General features: G+C 43.6%; 16 protein-coding genes. 9 read left to right on the top strand and 7 right to left on the bottom strand.

Going from position 1 to position 18054, the window contains the following annotated elements:
• The first annotated feature begins 371 nt into the window (after window positions 1-371).
• The 3 genes from rph (at window position 372) to JMX48_RS01505 (ending at window position 2890) form a co-directional block, all read left to right on the top strand.
• Window positions 372-1088 carry a ribonuclease PH gene (gene rph / locus JMX48_RS01515; RefSeq protein WP_201533490.1) on the top strand — a complete coding sequence of 239 codons (717 nt, stop codon included), beginning with the start codon at window positions 372-374 and terminating at the stop codon, window positions 1086-1088.
• 67 nt (window positions 1089-1155) lie between these two features.
• Window positions 1156-1659, top strand: a complete 504-nt coding sequence (locus JMX48_RS01510) for a hypothetical protein (RefSeq protein WP_201533488.1) — start codon at window positions 1156-1158, stop codon at window positions 1657-1659.
• 412 nt (window positions 1660-2071) lie between these two features.
• Window positions 2072-2890: a hypothetical protein gene (locus tag JMX48_RS01505; protein WP_201533486.1), complete on the top strand. Its 819-nt coding sequence runs from the start codon at window positions 2072-2074 to the stop codon at window positions 2888-2890.
• Between the two features lie 129 nt (window positions 2891-3019).
• Here JMX48_RS01505 and hemJ read toward each other — a convergent pair whose 3' ends face one another.
• From hemJ to serB, 6 genes are all read right to left on the bottom strand, one after another.
• On the bottom strand, window positions 3020-3454 hold the full coding sequence (hemJ, locus tag JMX48_RS01500) for a protoporphyrinogen oxidase HemJ (protein ID WP_201533484.1): 435 nt from the start codon (window positions 3452-3454) through the stop codon (window positions 3020-3022).
• 86 nt (window positions 3455-3540) lie between these two features.
• Window positions 3541-4710, bottom strand: a complete 1170-nt coding sequence (gene bioB, locus JMX48_RS01495; RefSeq protein ID WP_201533482.1) for a biotin synthase BioB — start codon at window positions 4708-4710, stop codon at window positions 3541-3543.
• Between the two features lie 226 nt (window positions 4711-4936).
• Window positions 4937-5443, bottom strand: a complete 507-nt coding sequence (locus tag JMX48_RS01490) for an SCP2 sterol-binding domain-containing protein (protein WP_201533480.1) — start codon at window positions 5441-5443, stop codon at window positions 4937-4939.
• A gap of 171 nt (window positions 5444-5614) precedes the next feature.
• A complete protein-coding gene (aciT, locus tag JMX48_RS01485; protein ID WP_227687839.1) occupies window positions 5615-6016 on the bottom strand; it encodes an AciT family ciprofloxacin tolerance protein in 402 nt (133 codons plus the stop codon).
• Between the two features lie 435 nt (window positions 6017-6451).
• A complete protein-coding gene (locus tag JMX48_RS01480; RefSeq protein WP_201533478.1) occupies window positions 6452-7447 on the bottom strand; it encodes a DUF368 domain-containing protein in 996 nt (331 codons plus the stop codon).
• A 349-nt stretch (window positions 7448-7796) separates the two neighbouring features.
• Window positions 7797-8987 carry a phosphoserine phosphatase SerB gene (gene serB / locus JMX48_RS01475; protein WP_201533476.1) on the bottom strand — a complete coding sequence of 397 codons (1191 nt, stop codon included), beginning with the start codon at window positions 8985-8987 and terminating at the stop codon, window positions 7797-7799.
• A 437-nt stretch (window positions 8988-9424) separates the two neighbouring features.
• Here serB and JMX48_RS01470 point away from each other — a divergent pair, with 437 nt between their 5' ends.
• The 5 genes from JMX48_RS01470 to JMX48_RS01450 all read left to right on the top strand — a co-directional run bounded on the left by JMX48_RS01470 (window position 9425) and on the right by JMX48_RS01450 (window position 13665).
• A complete protein-coding gene (locus tag JMX48_RS01470; protein ID WP_201533474.1) occupies window positions 9425-10897 on the top strand; it encodes a hypothetical protein in 1473 nt (490 codons plus the stop codon).
• Window positions 10898-11066: 169 nt separating this feature from the next.
• A complete protein-coding gene (locus tag JMX48_RS01465; RefSeq protein ID WP_201533472.1) occupies window positions 11067-11303 on the top strand; it encodes a PA3496 family putative envelope integrity protein in 237 nt (78 codons plus the stop codon).
• 328 nt (window positions 11304-11631) lie between these two features.
• The gene (locus JMX48_RS01460; protein ID WP_201533470.1) at window positions 11632-12189 is read left to right on the top strand and encodes a YecA family protein; all 558 of its coding nucleotides are present in this window, start codon (window positions 11632-11634) and stop codon (window positions 12187-12189) included.
• A gap of 307 nt (window positions 12190-12496) precedes the next feature.
• Window positions 12497-12949 (top strand): YbjQ family protein, encoded by a 453-nt coding sequence (locus JMX48_RS01455; protein WP_201533468.1) that lies wholly within the window; start codon window positions 12497-12499, stop codon window positions 12947-12949.
• Window positions 12950-13161: 212 nt separating this feature from the next.
• Window positions 13162-13665: a YbjQ family protein gene (locus JMX48_RS01450; RefSeq protein WP_201533466.1), complete on the top strand. Its 504-nt coding sequence runs from the start codon at window positions 13162-13164 to the stop codon at window positions 13663-13665.
• A 74-nt stretch (window positions 13666-13739) separates the two neighbouring features.
• Here JMX48_RS01450 and JMX48_RS01445 read toward each other — a convergent pair whose 3' ends face one another.
• Window positions 13740-14834, bottom strand: coding sequence for a formate/nitrite transporter family protein (locus JMX48_RS01445; protein WP_201533464.1), 1095 nt, complete (start codon window positions 14832-14834; stop codon window positions 13740-13742).
• A 262-nt stretch (window positions 14835-15096) separates the two neighbouring features.
• Between JMX48_RS01445 and JMX48_RS01440 the strand changes: the two genes are divergently transcribed.
• The gene (locus tag JMX48_RS01440) at window positions 15097-18054 is read left to right on the top strand and encodes a valine--tRNA ligase (RefSeq protein ID WP_201533462.1); all 2958 of its coding nucleotides are present in this window, start codon (window positions 15097-15099) and stop codon (window positions 18052-18054) included.

The following is an 18054-nucleotide window of genomic DNA, read 5'->3' as shown; positions in this document are numbered from 1 at the left end:
TGGTAGCTCGATCGAATCTTGCTATTGCGCCGCTGTCACGTTAGGATACCTCAATATTTAAGGTTGCTAAGGCGTGTGATTCTCATTTATTTTAGTTTGCACAATTATTTTGGTTTGCATAATCATTTTGGTTTGCACAATCAAAAAAAATAAAAGCGCTACAGTACTGCTGGAATAAATTTTTTAAAGCCTCTGTCTGCAACGGCACAGCAAGCGAGGAAAATTTATACCAGTAGTACATGACTATTGATGTATCTTTTTTATATTGACCTGACTATACATACTTTGCTAAATATAGATTGCTCAGCCCAACGGCAACAAACCTCTTATTTTTATGACATTGCTTTTAAAACATCGTACTAGGAATTTTTATGCGTATTGATAATCGTGAGCTTGACCAACTTCGCTCGATCAGCTTTGAGCGCCATTATACTAAGCATGCTGAAGGATCAGTATTGGTGAGCTTTGGCGATACCAAAGTACTATGTACTGCTAGTGTCGAGTCTGGCGTACCGCGCTGGCTAAAAGGTAAAGGCAAAGGTTGGATCACTGCCGAATATGGCATGCTGCCGCGGGCGACCAATACCCGTAATCAACGTGAAGCGGCACGTGGCAAGCAGTCAGGCCGTACACAAGAAATCCAGCGCTTAATTGGTCGTAGCTTACGTGCCATGATTGACTTGAGTAAGCTGGGTGAAAATACCATTTATCTTGATTGTGACGTGTTGCAAGCAGATGGTGGTACTCGTACCGCTAGTGTGACTGGTGCCGCGATTGCTCTTATTGATGCGCTAGAAAGCATCCAAAAAACCAAAAAATTGAAAGCCGATCCGTTGATTGGTTTGGTTGCTGCCGTTTCTGTCGGTATGAAAGATGGCGAAGCGTACCTCGATCTGAACTACGAAGAAGACGCTAGCTGTGATACTGATTTGAACGTCGTTATGACACAAAAAGGTGAGTTTATTGAGCTACAAGGTACGGCGGAAGAAAAGCCATTTACTCGTGCTCAAGCCGACGATATGCTGATTCTTGCCGAAAAAGGTATCGCTGAGCTTATTGCTATGCAAAAAACAGCACTGGGCTGGTAGTTGATTGATACCGTTTGCTCCTAGCTTCTTAACCTCCCTTTAACTGCTCTTTGATAGGTAATAATGCATGCTCAAACTGACCGATGATGGCGCCAAAATCACTTTACAAGGTCAGTCGCAAACGGCTGACAATGGGCTGTTTTGGTTTGGGTCTGCATTATTGATAGGAGCCGTTGCGGTCGCTTTGGCCATGAGTCTATTGTCTGAGCGTTTCGCTATCGGGGCGCTGGCCTTGCTTATCATTGGTAGTTTTATTTTTAATCGTCAACGCCAACAACGCAAAAAAACCATGACAGGTATGATTAATAGCGGCGTATTATGGGTGCGAGCTGGCGAGCTGGTACACGATAATCAAGGTAAGCGTGAGCGTATTCATCTGACTGATGGTGATAAAGTCAATCTTATCGATGAACAGCTACAGATTGTCGATTGTAACGATATCCATAAATACCGTATTAGTGGCTTTGATAGTATCCAAGAAGCAACGGCGGCTAAAGCTATTCTGCAAGGTCAGGCATTGACTAAACGTCATGTAAATATCAAGATGAGCGAAGAGCAAAACCATTCTTAGCGGTCAACCTATTAAATGACAACCTTTTAAAAATGCTTATTTTATCTCAAGGTAATTTAACGCAGTCTTTTTTATTCTATCCTTATCCTGCTTAAACTCTTTTTTGGCTTAATAATTTATCTGATTTTTTATACGGTCTATCAGCTATAATCGCTCCACTGTAAAACGAACACATTACTAGTGGGATAAGTTTTGCGTCGCCTCTGTCTGCGCAGGCACAGCAAGCCAGCAAGGCAAATTTATCCCAGTAGCGCGTCACAATATTTGACCTTATTTTATTGTCGATTGACTATATCTGAGTTGAATAGTGCTTGCAGACCCTTGTCTAAATAGTTTATAAGTAGGATTGAAAAATCCCCTTTGATGCTATTGTTCATTTTGTCATTTGTCTCTTATTGACAAGGAGTTAGTCATGTCGCGTTTGCCCGTGTCGTTGGTTACAGCGTCGTGCAGTTTGTTGTTATTTACTTTTGGTCCAATCACTCAAGCCAATGCAGATAGCATGAGTGCGCTGATCGCCCAAAAAGCGGCTCAGCCTGATTACAATAATCGCTATACACCGTCTTACTCAGCAGCACCTTCTGCCAAAATAAGTACTCGCTCTACCATTCAACGTGCTAGCCCATTTCGTGTCAGTTCTGCAAATATTCAACCATTTACTAATGCCAATTATTCAAACACCAACGCGTCAAATATCAACAGTTATGGCCGTCAGCCAGCGACTGTGGCGACTTATCGTTATCCTGCGGTAGCGTCTCAAACACCAGCAGTGCTCCCTGCGTTTTTATCCGGTAACTATGACAATGTTGATAGTGAATATTTACCGCTACTCAGTAGTGCTGAAACGCAAAGCAGTATGGCTGCGCGTGAAGTGGTCAGTATGGCTCGAAAAATGGCGCTAAATGAGCGTACGATTATTAAAGGCGGCTGCTGGGACTATCTGAATGCGGTGTTCAATCGAGCAGGGGTGACGCGCGATACCATTCATAAAGGCACTTATAGTCAAGGTCCTTATGCCCGTAGTGACGAGATTGAAGTCGGCGATTGGCTCTACTATATCAATCACGGTTACAATCGTGTCGAGCACAGTGGATTGTTTGTGGGCTGGGTTGATGAATCGGCTAAGCAAGCTTTGATACTGAGCTATGCGGGTGAAAACCGCCGTGAACCTGCTCGCTATAAAGTTTATGATTTGAGCAATGTTTATCAAATCATGCGTCCTAGCGTTTAAAGCTAATGTTTAGCAAACTCTAAAAACAAAAAGCGTCCGTTACTTCTTGAAGTAGCGGACGTTTTTTTTAGGGTTGTGGCTACTCTAATTTATATATAAAGGTTTTTTTACGAGTCATTGACCGAAGTTCTAAAAAGGTTTTACCACGACCAAAATCACGATAATGACCAAAGCAAAGACAGGTACTTCATTGAACCAACGCCAAAATTTATGCGACTTATAATGTGGATTGTCTATGAGCTTTTTACGATAAAAGCCGCAGGCACCATGATAACCAGATAGCAGCACGACTAATAATAGCTTGACGTGCAACCAGCCTTGGGTTTTATAAACCTCCCAGCCCATACTTACCATCCATAAACCAAAAACCCATGTCGCTATCATCGCTGGCGTCATTATACCTCGATACAGCTTGCGCTCCATAATGATAAAGCGCTCTTGACTAATGCTATCGTCACTCATCGCATGATAAACAAACAGGCGCGGCAAATAAAATATCGCCGCAAACCAGCAAACCATTGAGATAATGTGTGCCGCTTTAATCCAATTAAAATAATCTGGCATCGTAGCCTCTCTTATAGTTACCCTAGCGTATTTGGGGCGTAAATCGTGCTGGCAAGCTTAGCGCAGATTGTCCAATAATGGTAGCGTTATAGCAAGTCTGCCAATACGACTTGAGACTGATGACCATTCATCGCATCTAGAACGGGTAATATCTTAGGTGCTCGTGGTGCGGCAAATTGTTTGGTTAAACCCAGCTCGCGCATCAATCTGTCATCGCCTGATTGACTGGCATTACCAGTCGTCAGCAATTTATCACCATAAAAGAACGAATTAGCACCACCCATAAACGCCAATGCTTGCTCAGAATCAGACAAGCTTTCGCGACCAGCAGACAGACGTACATAGCTCGTTGGACAGCAAATACGCGTCACAGCAATGGTACGAATCCATTCAAGTACAGGCAATTGACCTTCTGCCAATACCTTGTCACCAATCGGTGTGCCTGCAATAGGAACCAATAAGTTAACGGGAATGGACTCTGGTGCTTTAGGCATTTTGAGTAGCTCATGTACCCAGTCGATGCGATCGTCGCGACTTTCGCCCATACCGACGATATTACCGCTACAGACATTGATGCCTGAGTTGCGCACGTTGGTGATTGTATCCAGACGTTCATCATAGCTGCGGGTACTGACCACTTGCTCATAGTAGCTGCGTGACGTATCCAAATTATGATTGTAATAGTCCAATCCTGCATCGGCTAACTGTGTTGCTTGGTTGGTATCGAGCATACCAAGAGTCATACAAGTTTCAAGCCCTAACGCTTTTACTTCTTTGACCAGCTCAACCACATAAGGCATGTCTTTTGCGCTGGGATGTTTCCAAGCCGCGCCCATACAGAATCGTGATGAACCACTGGCTTTGGCGCGTTTGGCAGCAGCAATCACTTTATCAACTTCTATGCGTTTTTCTGCTTGTAATTTCGTCGTGTCGCGATGATGACCTGATTGTGAGCAATAACCGCAATCTTCAGGGCAGTTACCAGTTTTGATGGAGAGCAACGTACTGATTTGTACTTCATTGGCAGTGAAATGCTGACGATGAATCGTTTGCGCTTGTAGCAATAAATCCATCAAAGGCAAATCGAACAGTTGGGCGATGTCTTCACGGTTGTACTTATTGGTGACTGATGAGCCAGATTCGGTCGCGTCTGTTGCTAGGCTAGCCAAAAAGTCATTGCTGGTACTGTTTGGATAATTAGATGAGTCAGTGGGGTTACTGGCGTTAGGTTCTGCGATGCTAAGTAATCCTGCCATAAGATAAATCCTTTTATAATAATATTAAATCAGTTCAGTCTAAACAGTTTTATAGGGGAATGACTATAGAGTCGTTTTTAAGACAATAAAAAAGGCTGCGGTATAGTATAACGCAACCTTTTTAGAAAATCAGAACACTGCCAAATAGAATGTATAATTAACACAGTGAAGTATAAAATTAGTAACTATTTTTAGTGGCTATTTTCTGTATATGTCAGCTATCTGATTACTTGCCTAACTTATGCTTTGCGACACCAATCCAATGAGTGGCAAGACTTTGCGCTTTATAGGCATAAGGTTTGGCTTTTTGGATGTAGGGTTTGTATTCTTCTGGAATGGTTGGCACGATATGTTTAGCAAGCTTATTGAACCACATCATTAGGCTGTAGTCGCCCTCAATGCTCAAATTGCCTTCTTGAACGGCAGTCATAAAGGCAGGAAGGTCGCCTTTGGTCAAAAGCTTAACGCCCGTCATCGAATCTTTAAAGTTGATCGTAAGGTCGGCTTTTTCTGCATGGCCACTACGTTGGCTAAACTGGCCATTATCAAATCTAAAATAACGCGCAACATCAGATTCATCACTGGCAAGCTCAATCGTTACCTGACGATCAGCAAATAACTTTTTAACTGCTTCATCATCGCTATCGGCAAGCATAGACAAACGGTAACCAATCACGGCCAATAACACGTCTAATGGATCCGACTTAATATCCAATACGGGAATAGTAAACATAAATAAACTCCTAAAGAATGAGACGCAAAATAATGCGTACTTTATAACAATTTTTGGGACAAATATATAAGTACATTATAAATGATTAGTAGGCTTCAATTCTTTAGGAGTTACGTAGAGAGCGTTAAGTATCTTGTAACATTCGATAAGGCGAGCAAAATCAGAAAACGTTTAATGAAAGCGCGGCTGGTAATCATCATCATAGACAGGCGTATGTTCGATATAGCGTGCCGCTTCCAATTCGCGCTGCTGCTGCACTGATTGACTCACGTCTTCATAACGTAGCGCCCGATATACGACCCAGCCAACTAAAGGTATCCAACTAATACCCATGGCTATCACGTAGCTGTGCCATTCCGATAGCTCTGAGAGCACAGGGCGACTTGATAGCCCGCTTTGGATGATCTCAACGACTAGCCAATATGCCATACCGCCGAACAAATACCACAGCAGCCAGCGTTGGGGCGATAAAGCGAGTGCCGTTACCGATCCTGCTAGGACGCTATAGCCAAGCACTTCACCACTGCTCCAGGTGTTTGTTCCAATAAAAGAAAATATAGTCAGTAACATCATTCATCTCGCTATTCATAAGGTGAATTCCAATAAAGCTATTATGAGAGTTTGGGGAACAAAGCTAAAGAGGGTAAAGGCGACTTTGCGACAACCGTTGACGTTTGGTTTTTTAGCGGATTTTGAGGGTTTTTTATTGCAGAATTCAAAAATAAGCGCCGCTAAAATGGGCGCTTATTTCTGAGAATATAAAGGGTTTGTTTGCTGGTTTTTTAACAAAAACGCTAGGGCGTGTCCTCAATCTGAAAATGGTGATAAAAATAAGATAAATGGCAGCCAAACAAGGAAAATAGTGCAGGTAATATCGAGATATTGACTAGCTATTTGACGTAGTTTGGCAAGATTTAGCTATTTTTAACCCATTTAATAGCTTTTGTTCAGATTGAGGACACGCCCTAGTCAAAGCGTGATTCTTTTATTTTGGGCTGACGGTATCTTTTAGACGTTATTGCGACGGTTGCCCCACCAAGATAGTAATGATACTAAAAATGCACCCAGTAACATGAGTCCCAATGTAGTGAGCCAATGTGGGCCAGTAGGGTAGTGCCACGGCATTACATTGTTAATGGCATCGCTGTTTAGTGTTCCTAAGACATCTGTTTTCCACGGCCATACTTTTACCAAAGAGCCTGCAATAAAGCCTGTGAGCAAAGCCAACGTTGCTTGATAGTATCGTGATAACAACCATTTAAGGGCACGAGTAAATAACAAAAGTCCTGTGACCATACCAGCCATAACGGTAAAAATAATAGCAAAATTAAGCGTGTGTACAGCTTCTAATACCGTGTCATAAGCACCCAACAACAATAAAATAAATGATCCTGATATACCCGGCAATATCATGGCACAAATAGCGATTGCGCCTGCAATAAAGAGATAAGGCAAACTTGGTGTCGCGGTGAGTAAGGGCAAACTACTGATGACCACAGCGGCGATAAGTCCAATTGCAAACAATGCCACCCGTCCTATGTTCCAGCGTTTAATTTCACTTAATAGTATAAATACCGTTGCAATGACCAGCCCAAAAAAGAATGACCAAATATATAGTGGCTGATTGTCTAATAAGTTCTTGATAATACCCGCTAACGTGGCAAAGCTGGTGGCGATACCAAGTATCAAAAACAACAAAAATGTCGCATCGACTTGTCGCCAAACCGCAAGCAATCCTTTGACGCCACCTTCCTGCTGAAATGTTTGCCAGAGATTGGGGCCAATACTACCAAGCGCATTAATCAAGCGCTCATAAATTCCAGCAATCAGTGCAATAGTACCGCCAGAAACACCCGGTACGATATCTGCCGCGCCCATGCACATGCCTCTGATATAAATCCCTAATAACTGCTTTGGGGTATCAGTGGCTGTAGGGATGGCATGCTTATCCAATGGTTGTGGGGCTGACGACTCGTTTGGCCGTGGTGATTGTGGTGCCGTCATGGACAATCCTTCATTATTTAACAAAAAGCGTTGAGAGTTAAGGGTTTTGCGTGCTCATGATCGCGCTAAAACGGCAACGCGAAAAATAACAGTATTAAAATGGCAACGTTATAGTTGATCCACTATAAAGCAGACACAGTGCTACTGGTATAAATTTTGCGCTGCCTCTGTCTGCGCAGGCATAGCAAGCAAGGAAAATTTATAAAAGTCACGCGTGATAATATTTGTATCTCTTTTATCTAGGACTGACTATAAAAGCCGTCACATTAGAAATGCACTACGGCATAAAAGCCAAATTAATGATAAAGACATTAATCTGGCTTAGTGTATCGTTTTGAGAATATAACCATTATTTAGTAGGAGCGAGCGCCGGATAACCAAGGGCATAAAGAACGCCTTCAAGCCCAGTCACATTGATAGCGGCATCGGCACGTGCTTGGACAATGGGTTTGGCACGGTAAGCGACACCCAAATCAGCAATCGCCATCATCGGCAAATCATTGGCACCATCACCAACGCAAACGACTTGTGACATATCAATACCCAACCGCTCAGCGGTATGCGCGACGATAGCGGCTTTTTTGTCACCATTTAGGATGGGCAGCTGCACATGACCCGTGACTTCACCTTCGTCGATGTCTAGCGCGTTGGCATGAACCTCGTCAATACCCAATTGCTCGGCGATATAGCGCGCAAAATAGGTAAAGCCGCCTGATACGAGTACGGTGTGATAGCCTAAAGCCTTTAACGCACTGATCGTGGTGCGAGCGCCTATTGATAGCGTTAGGCGACTGCATATTTCATCGAGTACATCAGTTGAGATGCCCTTTAGCAGCGCCACACGTTGGGCAAAAGAATCGTCAAACTCTATTTCGCCACGCATTGCGGATTCAGTGATAGCGGCAACTTGTTCGCCAATCCCTGCTGTTTTGGCCAGCTCGACGATAACTTCTTGATCAATTAAGGTCGAATCCATATCAAAGCAAGCAAGCTTGTGAGTACGCAGCATATGACCGACCGATAAAATATGGCAATCGACGATATCTAAATGATCCGTACTATTTTCACGAGACGTATTTTTATATTCTTCGGTCAAATCATGACGCAATCGTGTCGTAAGCTGGTCATCAATGATATGAGCGGCAGCGGTTTTTTTGGCTGGGTGCATGAGCGTATCGGTCACTGGCACCAGCAAATATCGGAATACTTGTGATTGTGTAAAGGGTAGACGTTGCGCGTTTCCTACTGTCGGTTCTGTATCAGCAACGCTGATATCGACAAAACTTGCGTCCTTATCTTCTGCTACGTTGACCAAATGCCAGCTCGGTTGCTCATCGACCCACGATTGCACGTATTGATGAATATCTAGCGTTGTTACTTTATTGGGAAGTACAACGATTAAAGCAAAAACGGGTAGAGATTGTAGCGCATCAAAATCTTGCAAATTGGTATCGTCAGGTAGTAATGACGCAATAGAATCGACGGCTTGTTGCCATGCTTTGCTGTCTTTTGGTAACGAATAAGATGTATTGTTTGGCATGGCTCAATTGTCCCTTGTATGCTCATATAAGATTAGGAATAATACCAGCTTTACTGAGCAGCGCCTATAGATGACACGCAAAGTATCAGGGTTGACCAAAAACGATTGTGGTTGCTTTAACCGCAGATAAAATTGAATCGCATTATTGTGATAAATTTATAAAGTTGCTAACGCCATAAGGTTTATTATGGTGATATAGTAGGCGGAATAAGCGGACGATATCAATAATATGATCAGTCGCTGCTCATCCAAAGTGTGATAGTTTACGTCAAGTACTTTGTTTTGAGTCATTGTTCTTTAAATAGCTGTTTTTTAAATAGCTATTTTTTAAGTAAGCGTTTATAAAAAACCACGTAATACGATTTTTTCAACTTAGCCAAAAAATGAGCAATAGCCTTGTTTTTTAATTTCTTTTATCCAAAAAAGTTTAACATATCATGACGTATTTAGCGCCGCGGCAAGGGTTGTTTGCCATTATTCTTCTGGTTAGTTTTTGTTTGCAAACTCTGTTATTGGTCATTAGTACGGACCAACAGCTGAGCAACAGTCGTGCGTTAAAAGGCGAGCAGATGGTCGCCCAGCTGATTGATGAAGCAAGGCTGTCTTTAGAAAACAAAGACCGTGTCAGTCTCAGTGTCATTGCCAATCGCTATACCAGCGAGCAAGATGTGACACGTATTCTGATTAAAGACAATAACGACGATATTTTGGTGCCTGTTGGTAATGCGCCTATGCAGCAAGGGGACACGATTAGTCAAATCGCCACCAAAGGTGATGCGGTGATTGGTAGCGTAGCATTGACCTTGAAGGATGTGAGTAAAGGCGAAATCATCACCATGCAGTGGCCATTTGTCATTGGTACCATGCTGCTGCATTTATTACTGTGGTTCATTTACGGTTATCTTGCCCGCCCAACCAAAGAACAAATCAACGCCCTCAGCCGTGATATTCAAGATTTGCATCGTGAACAGTATATGCAAATCGATTCGCGGAGCCATGATCGTGATTTCGAACGTCGCTCAACAGACAGAGAGGCAACAGGCAGTTCTGCTGAGATCTCAAAAGACGGCAATACAACCAAAGCGCACAAACTTGATGTGCATAGTGAAGTGAATCAATATCTAAGAACGCAGCAGAACCAAGGCGCCGCGAGTAATGTCGGTTCTATGGCCAGTACGCTCTCTAATGACGTTGAAGAACGCACAGGTCGTCAAGATAATGATACGCAAGAGAGTATAACCACCTCTGAGAGCAGCTCTCATAAGGCCAGTCAGACCTCTCGATTATCTGCCACTCGCTCGTTCGATAAAGTGAGAGTGCAGATTGCCTTTCATGACGAGTTTAATATGCTTGAGCGTCTTGCACCTGCCCAGCGTTTGCCTTATTTAGCATTATGTACGCAGTTACTGAATCAAGCGGTGACTGAGCTACTCAAGCAGCCGTTATTGCTGGGTGTGAGTCTAATGAATGAGCCACGTTTTGAGGACAATAGTGCTAGTGTGTTGCTAAAAGCAGATAACAGTCATGCAAAAGTCGCGCTAGCAGGGGTGATGCTTGGCAAATTATATTTAATGCTCAACAAGATTATCCATGACAAGCATATTGAGCTTAGCCGTTTTGCGTTATCGGCCAAAGCAGGCGTTAGTGATGATGCTCAATCAGAGGTAATGACTCAGTTACTGCATAGCGTTGGCAAAAAAGAGCAAATGTTGATCTTGTTACCTAATGCAGGTCTGAAACAAATCAGTCACCATATACAAGTACAAAGCATCATGCGCCCAACAACTGTTTATGAGCGTGAGTGTGCGATATTCGATGGTGGTAATGACGCGATGATTCAGCGCCTAGCAGATGTCCGTAATGCAGTATTAATGATTGAAAATGAAGATGAGTCACCGACTCAATTGTAATTAGCTTCATTATTTTATATACAAATGTTTATTATATCGTTGTCTTGGTACTGAATACAAAATACGCCATAGCGATAAAAAGGATTGACAACCTTCGATAGAGACTTTATAAGGCATATATATATTAATGTATTCTTAATAACCTTGCTTAAAATGATAGGAGTTTGTCATGAGTGACAATGATATTGACGACGATTTTGATGATGATTTTGTTGACGATGATGATGCAAAGATGGTGGAAGAAGCCGAAACGAGTGTGCGTACACGGTTAAGCAGTCTAGAGAAGCGTCGATTAATCGATAACTTGCTAGAAGAAAAGCGTTTGGCCAAAGAGTTAAAAGATGATCTAGACGACATAGATAATTTTGATGAAGATGGCGACGACTGGGATGATGAAGATCTGTAATTTATATGCCGATTAACTTTATACGGAAGCGGCGGCCTAAATTCAGAAAACCTTGTTGTTTAAGCCGACTAAAGCCTTCTAATGAACGATAACTATTCGGCGATACTGGGCTAATGATATCCTGTTTTTGCTCTTGTCGTTTTCGTTCTATTGCTTGTATTGTTCGCATAGGGTTACTAGCCATTCGCTCCATTCAACCATTCTTATTTTATAATGGTTGTTTGGTTTTTTTATCCAAGCGACCTTTTTCTCAGATTATTCGCTATTCTGCATTTAACCAATCATTTATTGCGACTGACGCAATCTATCTTTAAAGGACAATGACATCATGAGTAACCCACTAAGTTTCGATGAATTATTAGACTATTTGGACAATCAAGAGAGCCAATTTGTGCTGGATAGCGTTGCTGCGCATGGTTTCTTGACGGCGACCGTCATTGGACGTCCACTACCAAATTGGATAGATGCCTTGTTTGAAGGTCATACCAGTGAAATTCCAGAAAACGTCATCGACGGTATCCAGCGCTGGCGTGCCGCGATCATGGCTGAGCTAAAAAACGAGACACCTATTGAGCTGCCGTTTGGCGAAGATGCGGGTAACGAAGAAGTTGCCGTTGATTTTTCAGACGAGTCAGATATCGTTGCTTGGTCGATTGGTTTTGTAGATGCCATGTATGGTGATGAAGCAAGCGATTGGTTTGAGAATGAAGAAACCGCAGAAGATGTAGCAGTACTGACGTTGCCGATGATTGTATTAAGCGGTATCGATGATGAAGATCCAGAGCTTGCTGAGATGCGTAAAGATGAAGACAAATTGGCGCAAATGGCCAATAGCATCGAAGGCAACTTGACCGAGTTATTCTTATTGTTCCATACCAACGATTAACCATTGCTATCAGCAGCATTGATTGCTAGTTTCAATCGTTTCTAGTTTTTATAGTCAGTCCTAGATAAAAGAGATACAAATATTATCACGCGCTACTGGTATTAATTTTCCTTGCTTACTGTGCCTGCGCAGACAGAGGCAGCGCAAAATTTACACCAGTAGCACTGTGTTTGTTTTATAGTGGATCAACTATAGTTTCTAGCGCCAATAGGGTTTGTTATTAGCCATATTTTGTGCGATTGTCTATTGTCAATGCTGCTTAACGCTTTATGAAGACCCTCCATTAAGCCACCGATAAGGCCGTACTATGACTGTGCAACTCTCTAACCTCGAGCACTTGCCTAATTATCAAATCACCGAGCGCCTAGACGTGGTGTACGGCAGTACGGTACGCTCAAAGCATGTCGGCAAAGATTTGTTTGCTGGACTAAAAAACATCGTCGGTGGTGAGTTGACGGCTTATACCGAGTTACTAGAAGAGTCACGCCAAGAGGCGATAGATCGTATGATCGTCAAGGCAGAAGCCTTGGGCGCGGATGCGGTGGTCGGTCTGCGTTTTTCGACGTCTAGTATCGCGCAAGGAGCGTCTGAGCTATTCGTTTATGGCACCGCTGTCAAGGCCGTTCCGATGCAACAGCAGCCCCACCAAAATCCGCCCAGCGACTTTCATAATCAATCTCATAATCAGTCGGGTCAAACGCCCAATACATCAAACCCAGCGCCGACTGATGATTTGCCACGTTTCAATCCTTTTGGCTAGCTAGGGCGTGTCCTCAATTCAAGCGATTGTATCTAAATGGGCTAAAAATGGCTAAATTTTGCCAAACATCGTCAAATAGCTGATTAATATCCCGATATTATTTGCGTTATTTTCCTTGTTTGACGGCAATTTATCTCATTTTCGTGACCATTTTTAAAATGAGGACACGCCCTAATTAAGTTTTAGAACTTTTTTATGATAAGAGACGTGCCATGAATAACTCTATGACTCAATTCCTTATTAACTATGCACCGCTTATTGTATTATTCGTGGTGGGCTGGTTCTTTGGATCGCGTCACGAGCGCCAGCATTTGGCACAATTGAGCATTGCAGAACAATCGCTTAGTCATATTATTGTCTCAAGTGAGCGTTTTTATCGGCCTCAGCTTGCCGCTGGTAGTGAAGGCGCATTGGTACTTGGCAGCGTGGTCATCGCTCAAGATTACTTCAAAATGATTATCACTCGTGTCTTAAGTATATTTGGCAAAAACCTGACGACCTATGAGACGTTGCTAGATCGTGCGCGCCGTGAGGCCATCGTACGTATGCGTACGGAAGCAAAGGCCAAAGGCTATAACCATATTTATGGATTACGCCTTGAAGTCAGCAATATCAATCAATTGGGCAGCATGGTAGAAGCCATTGCCTATGGTACGGCAGTCATTAGTATCGATACTGCCAGTCGTGTGACTACTGCTCCTCAATCCTCTATATAAACAACACCTGTCACCCCATTGTTTATTCCATAATCTGCTTAAATACTCTCCAATTCGATAGTATTTGACAAAAGCTAAAATCGACGACCGTTTATTTTGGTTCTGGCATCTGCTCTGTCGTTGGCCGTTTGTTCTTTTACTTTTTCAATATCAAATAAAAACGTACGGTTTTTTAGTACCGCGACAAACACCACGCCACCGACTGTATTTCCTACTAATACCAGTGCCAAAAATAGCAAATAGCGCCATAAGCCGACGGTATTGCCATATAACAAGGCAGAAAATACTTCGATATTGCCAACGATACTGTGATGCAAACCCAAAAATCCGATACTACCCGTGATAATGGAGACCAAGACAATACGGCTAAGTGTGTCGCGTGCTGAGGTCACAAGCCATGCGGTCATTCCCATCATCCAGCCTGCCAATATCGCGCTACCAAATATCACCCACCAGTCAAAACCCAAAATATGCTCGGCATAAGCGTCGATATTACTCACGCTAAAAAGCTGCATATGAATGCCCAAACCAATCATCAAGGCGGCGAACAAACAACCGCCAACGACGTTGCCAGCGATAACAATCCCCCAAAGGCGTAGCAGTTTGGTTAAAGGTTGCATACCATTGAGGACAGGTAGGCTCAAAAGAGAGGTTTGCTCGGTAAACAACAGCGACTGACCAATGACCACGATAATAAAACCGATTGGGTAAAGCAGGGAAGCGAGCACGAGCGCATAGTGATTTGGTAATACTTCACTGAGCAGCGCGAAGGCGGATAAAATCATAAAAAAACTGATGCCAATTTCAAGCCCAGCGGTAAAAGCACTGGTAAATAACGAACCAAGTGAGCGCTCAAAAGTTTCTTTGGCATCCATTGCCTGCTCTACTAAAATACTGGCATGGCTTTTTGCCTGACTCAAGTTATCATCGTTGGCGACTTTTTTGATGGTTTCTTTGTCTTCTTTGCTAATTTCCTCAGAAAAATCCTCGTCTTCTAAATTCTCAGTGGTGTCGACAGCCTCACCATTACCATCGCTATCACTATTGTCATCGTCATTGTCTTGCTGGTTCTCAGCTTTATGATCATAGTCAGCAGTCTCACCGATGACTTTCTTATCATCGACGTTATTGGCTTGAGGATTGGTTTTATGCTCGGTATCTTGGGACACGGTCAGCTCGCTATTTAGCCAATATTAATTTTAATATGATGTCTATTCTATAGTAGAACGATAATTTATTATGTTCACTATTTAGCTAATTGCTGTTGTTTACTGTTATTAATGGGATAAAGTCATTCTTCAAGTCTGATAAATTACCTTACCATCTAACAAAATCTGCCTATCTGCGTTAAAATCACTCTATTACTTACTTTGCCTATTTTTCGACGACTTTGTTTGACCACTTTCATTTTTAATAAAAGAACATTCTATTATGAGCAATCCTAATACCGGCACCAACACTAAGACCAACCTAACCCAATCTATCCAAGCGGCGCTAAGCCAGTTAGAGAACGCGTACAATCCCGCGGAAGTCGAAGCAGGTATGTACCAAGGCTGGGAAGAAAGCGGTTATTTTAAGCCAAGCTTTGATAAAGACGAGTCGTTCTCTATCGCTCTGCCACCGCCAAATGTCACTGGCTCACTGCATATGGGACATGGTTTTAATAACGCCATTATGGATGCGCTCACCCGTTATCACCGCATGGATGGTGACAATACGCTTTGGCAACCAGGTACAGATCATGCCGGTATCGCGACCCAAATGGTCGTTGAGCGTCGTTTAGAAGCGCAAGGGTTGAAGCGCCGTGATATGACTCGCGAAGATTTCGTCGATAAAGTGTGGGAATGGAAAGAAGAGTCGGGCGGCAATATCACCAGTCAAATCCGTCGTTTGGGCAGCTCGGTGGATTGGTCGCGTGAGCGCTTTACGATGGATGATGGATTGTCCAATGCGGTCAAAGAAGTGTTTGTGCGTTTATTTGACGATGGACTTATTTATCGCGGTAAGCGTTTGGTCAATTGGGATCCAAAATTCCAAACCGCGCTATCGGATTTAGAAGTTGAAAACGTTGATGAAAAGGGCAGCTTGTGGCATTTTCGCTACCATTTCACTGACAAAGATTTGATGACTCAAGACGGCAAAAATTATCTGGTCGTGGCAACCACACGCCCTGAGACCTTGCTTGGTGACACGGCTGTCGCGGTCAATCCGAGCGATGAACGTTATACGCATTTAATCGGCAAAACCATTACCTTGCCGATTACTGGTCGTGTCGTGCCTATCGTTGCTGATGATTATGTCGAAAAAGACTTTGGTACAGGCTGCGTGAAAATCACGCCTGCTCATGATTTTAACGATTATGAATTAGGCCGCCGCCATGACTTGCCATTGATTAATATCCTTGATGAGCGCGCCAATATCTTGACCGCGATGGAAGTTTATCCTGACTTGCAAACCCGCGAGCCAATGTTGGAAACCACGCCTAGCGAGTATGCTGGACTTGAGCGTTTTGCCGCTCGTAAGCTCCTCGTTGAGCAAGCAGTCGAGCAGGGCTGGTTAGAAGACATCGAGGACTATGCCCTAAAAGCACCGCGTGCTGAGCGTGGCGGTACGATCGTTGAGCCGTGGTTGACCGATCAGTGGTATGTCGCGGTCAAAGAGCTGGCTAAGCCTGCGATTGATGCAGTAGAAGACGGCAGTATCGAGTTTGTCCCTGCTCAGTACAAAAACATGTATATGTCGTGGATGACTGATCTACAAGACTGGTGTATTAGCCGTCAGCTGTGGTGGGGTCATCGTATTCCCGCTTGGTATGACGATGCGACAGGTGAAATATATGTGGCACGTGACGAGACTGAAGTACGCACCAAGTATAATCTTAGCGACGATGTCATCTTGCGCCAAGATGATGACGTGCTCGATACGTGGTTCAGCTCGGGTCTATGGACGTTTAGTACGCTTGACTGGGCAGATGTGAATGCTGATCCGCGCGTGCTAGATACCTTCCATCCAACCAGCGTGTTGGTCACAGGCTTCGACATCATCTTCTTTTGGGTTGCCCGCATGATCATGATGACCATGCATTTCGTGAAAAACGAAGATGGCACGCCGCAAGTACCGTTTAAGACCGTCTATGTGCATGGTTTGGTACGTGATGGCAATGGTCAAAAAATGTCAAAATCGAAAGGTAACGTTTTAGATCCAATTGACTTGATCGATGGTATTGAGCTTGAAGCACTGGTAGAAAAACGCACCAGCAATATGATGAATCCCAAAGACGCCGCCAAAATTGAAAAACAAACGCGTAAAGAGTTCCCAGAAGGTATTCCAGCCTTTGGTACGGATGCGCTGCGCTTTACCTTTACATCCTTAGCTAGTACGGGTCGCGATATCAACTTTGACCTAAAGCGTGTCGAGGGCTACCGTAACTTCTGTAATAAAATCTGGAATGCTAGCCGTTTTGTCCTCATGAATTGCGTCGATAGCGAAGGCAGTGCTAAGCCTATCGATCAAGCGGCAAACCCTGATGTGTGGGAATTACCAGAAAAATGGATCATGAGTCGTTTGAACTCTAGTGTTAAAGACATTCACCAGCATTTTGCTCAGTATCGTCTCGATATGGTCAGCCAAGATATCTATGAGTTTATCTGGAATGAATATTGTGATTGGTACGTTGAGCTTGCTAAGGCCAGTCTCAATGATGACTCAGTGTCAGATGAGCGCAAAGCGCAAATCCGTTATGTATTGCTGCATGTGCTAGAGACGGCACTACGCTTTACCCATCCGATTATGCCGTATCTAACCGAGCAAATTTGGCAAACGATTGCCCCACTATTAGATCGCAAAAACACCGACAGTATCGTAATCGCTGACTATCCACAAACGGATGAGGCACAAATCAGTGAGCAAGTTGAGGCCGATATGGCGTGGCTACAACAGCTAATCGCTAGCGTCCGTAATATCCGTGGCGAGATGAAACTGGGCAATGCCGTACGTCTGCCTGTACTGCTACAGAATATCTCGCAAGCTGAAGATGCGCGATTATCTCGTATCTCCAATCAGTTCAAAGCGCTTGCCAAAGTCGAGAGTTTAGAGATCGTCAAAGAAGGTGACGAGGTGCCGCTATCGTCATCAAGTATGATCGGTCAGCTGCGGGTACTTGTACCGATGAAAGGTCTGATTGATCCAACAGCTGAGCTGGCGCGTTTAGATAAGTCATATGATAAGCTAAAAGGTCAAGCTGAAGGTATCGCTCGTAAGCTAGGTAATGAAGGCTTTGTCAGTAAAGCACCTGCGGAAGTGGTCGATGCTGAGAAGGCGAAACTGGCTGAGCTAGAAGGGCAGTTGACAGCGATGACCGCACAGATGGAAGAGTTAAAGGCGTTGTAA

Origin of the sequence: Psychrobacter immobilis (assembly GCF_904846225.1) — a bacterium.
In the GTDB taxonomy this organism is placed as follows: Bacteria; Pseudomonadota; Gammaproteobacteria; order Pseudomonadales; family Moraxellaceae; genus Psychrobacter; species Psychrobacter immobilis_F.
This window is presented reverse-complemented; position numbering and strand designations above follow the sequence as displayed.

Excerpts from the sequence above, each read along its gene's own strand:
- rph (WP_201533490.1), top strand. The coding sequence starts at position 372 with ATGCGTATTGATAATCGTGAGCTTGACCAACTTCGCTCGATCAGCTTT.
- JMX48_RS01510 (WP_201533488.1), top strand. The coding sequence starts at position 1,156 with ATGCTCAAACTGACCGATGATGGCGCCAAAATCACTTTACAAGGTCAG.
- JMX48_RS01505 (WP_201533486.1), top strand. The coding sequence starts at position 2,072 with ATGTCGCGTTTGCCCGTGTCGTTGGTTACAGCGTCGTGCAGTTTGTTG.
- hemJ (WP_201533484.1), bottom strand. The coding sequence starts at position 3,454 with ATGCCAGATTATTTTAATTGGATTAAAGCGGCACACATTATCTCAATG.
- bioB (WP_201533482.1), bottom strand. The coding sequence starts at position 4,710 with ATGGCAGGATTACTTAGCATCGCAGAACCTAACGCCAGTAACCCCACT.
- JMX48_RS01490 (WP_201533480.1), bottom strand. The coding sequence starts at position 5,443 with ATGTTTACTATTCCCGTATTGGATATTAAGTCGGATCCATTAGACGTG.
- aciT (WP_227687839.1), bottom strand. The coding sequence starts at position 6,016 with ATGATGTTACTGACTATATTTTCTTTTATTGGAACAAACACCTGGAGC.
- JMX48_RS01480 (WP_201533478.1), bottom strand. The coding sequence starts at position 7,447 with ATGACGGCACCACAATCACCACGGCCAAACGAGTCGTCAGCCCCACAA.
- serB (WP_201533476.1), bottom strand. The coding sequence starts at position 8,987 with ATGCCAAACAATACATCTTATTCGTTACCAAAAGACAGCAAAGCATGG.
- JMX48_RS01470 (WP_201533474.1), top strand. The coding sequence starts at position 9,425 with ATGACGTATTTAGCGCCGCGGCAAGGGTTGTTTGCCATTATTCTTCTG.
- JMX48_RS01465 (WP_201533472.1), top strand. The coding sequence starts at position 11,067 with ATGAGTGACAATGATATTGACGACGATTTTGATGATGATTTTGTTGAC.
- JMX48_RS01460 (WP_201533470.1), top strand. The coding sequence starts at position 11,632 with ATGAGTAACCCACTAAGTTTCGATGAATTATTAGACTATTTGGACAAT.
- JMX48_RS01455 (WP_201533468.1), top strand. The coding sequence starts at position 12,497 with ATGACTGTGCAACTCTCTAACCTCGAGCACTTGCCTAATTATCAAATC.
- JMX48_RS01450 (WP_201533466.1), top strand. The coding sequence starts at position 13,162 with ATGAATAACTCTATGACTCAATTCCTTATTAACTATGCACCGCTTATT.
- JMX48_RS01440 (WP_201533462.1), top strand. The coding sequence starts at position 15,097 with ATGAGCAATCCTAATACCGGCACCAACACTAAGACCAACCTAACCCAA.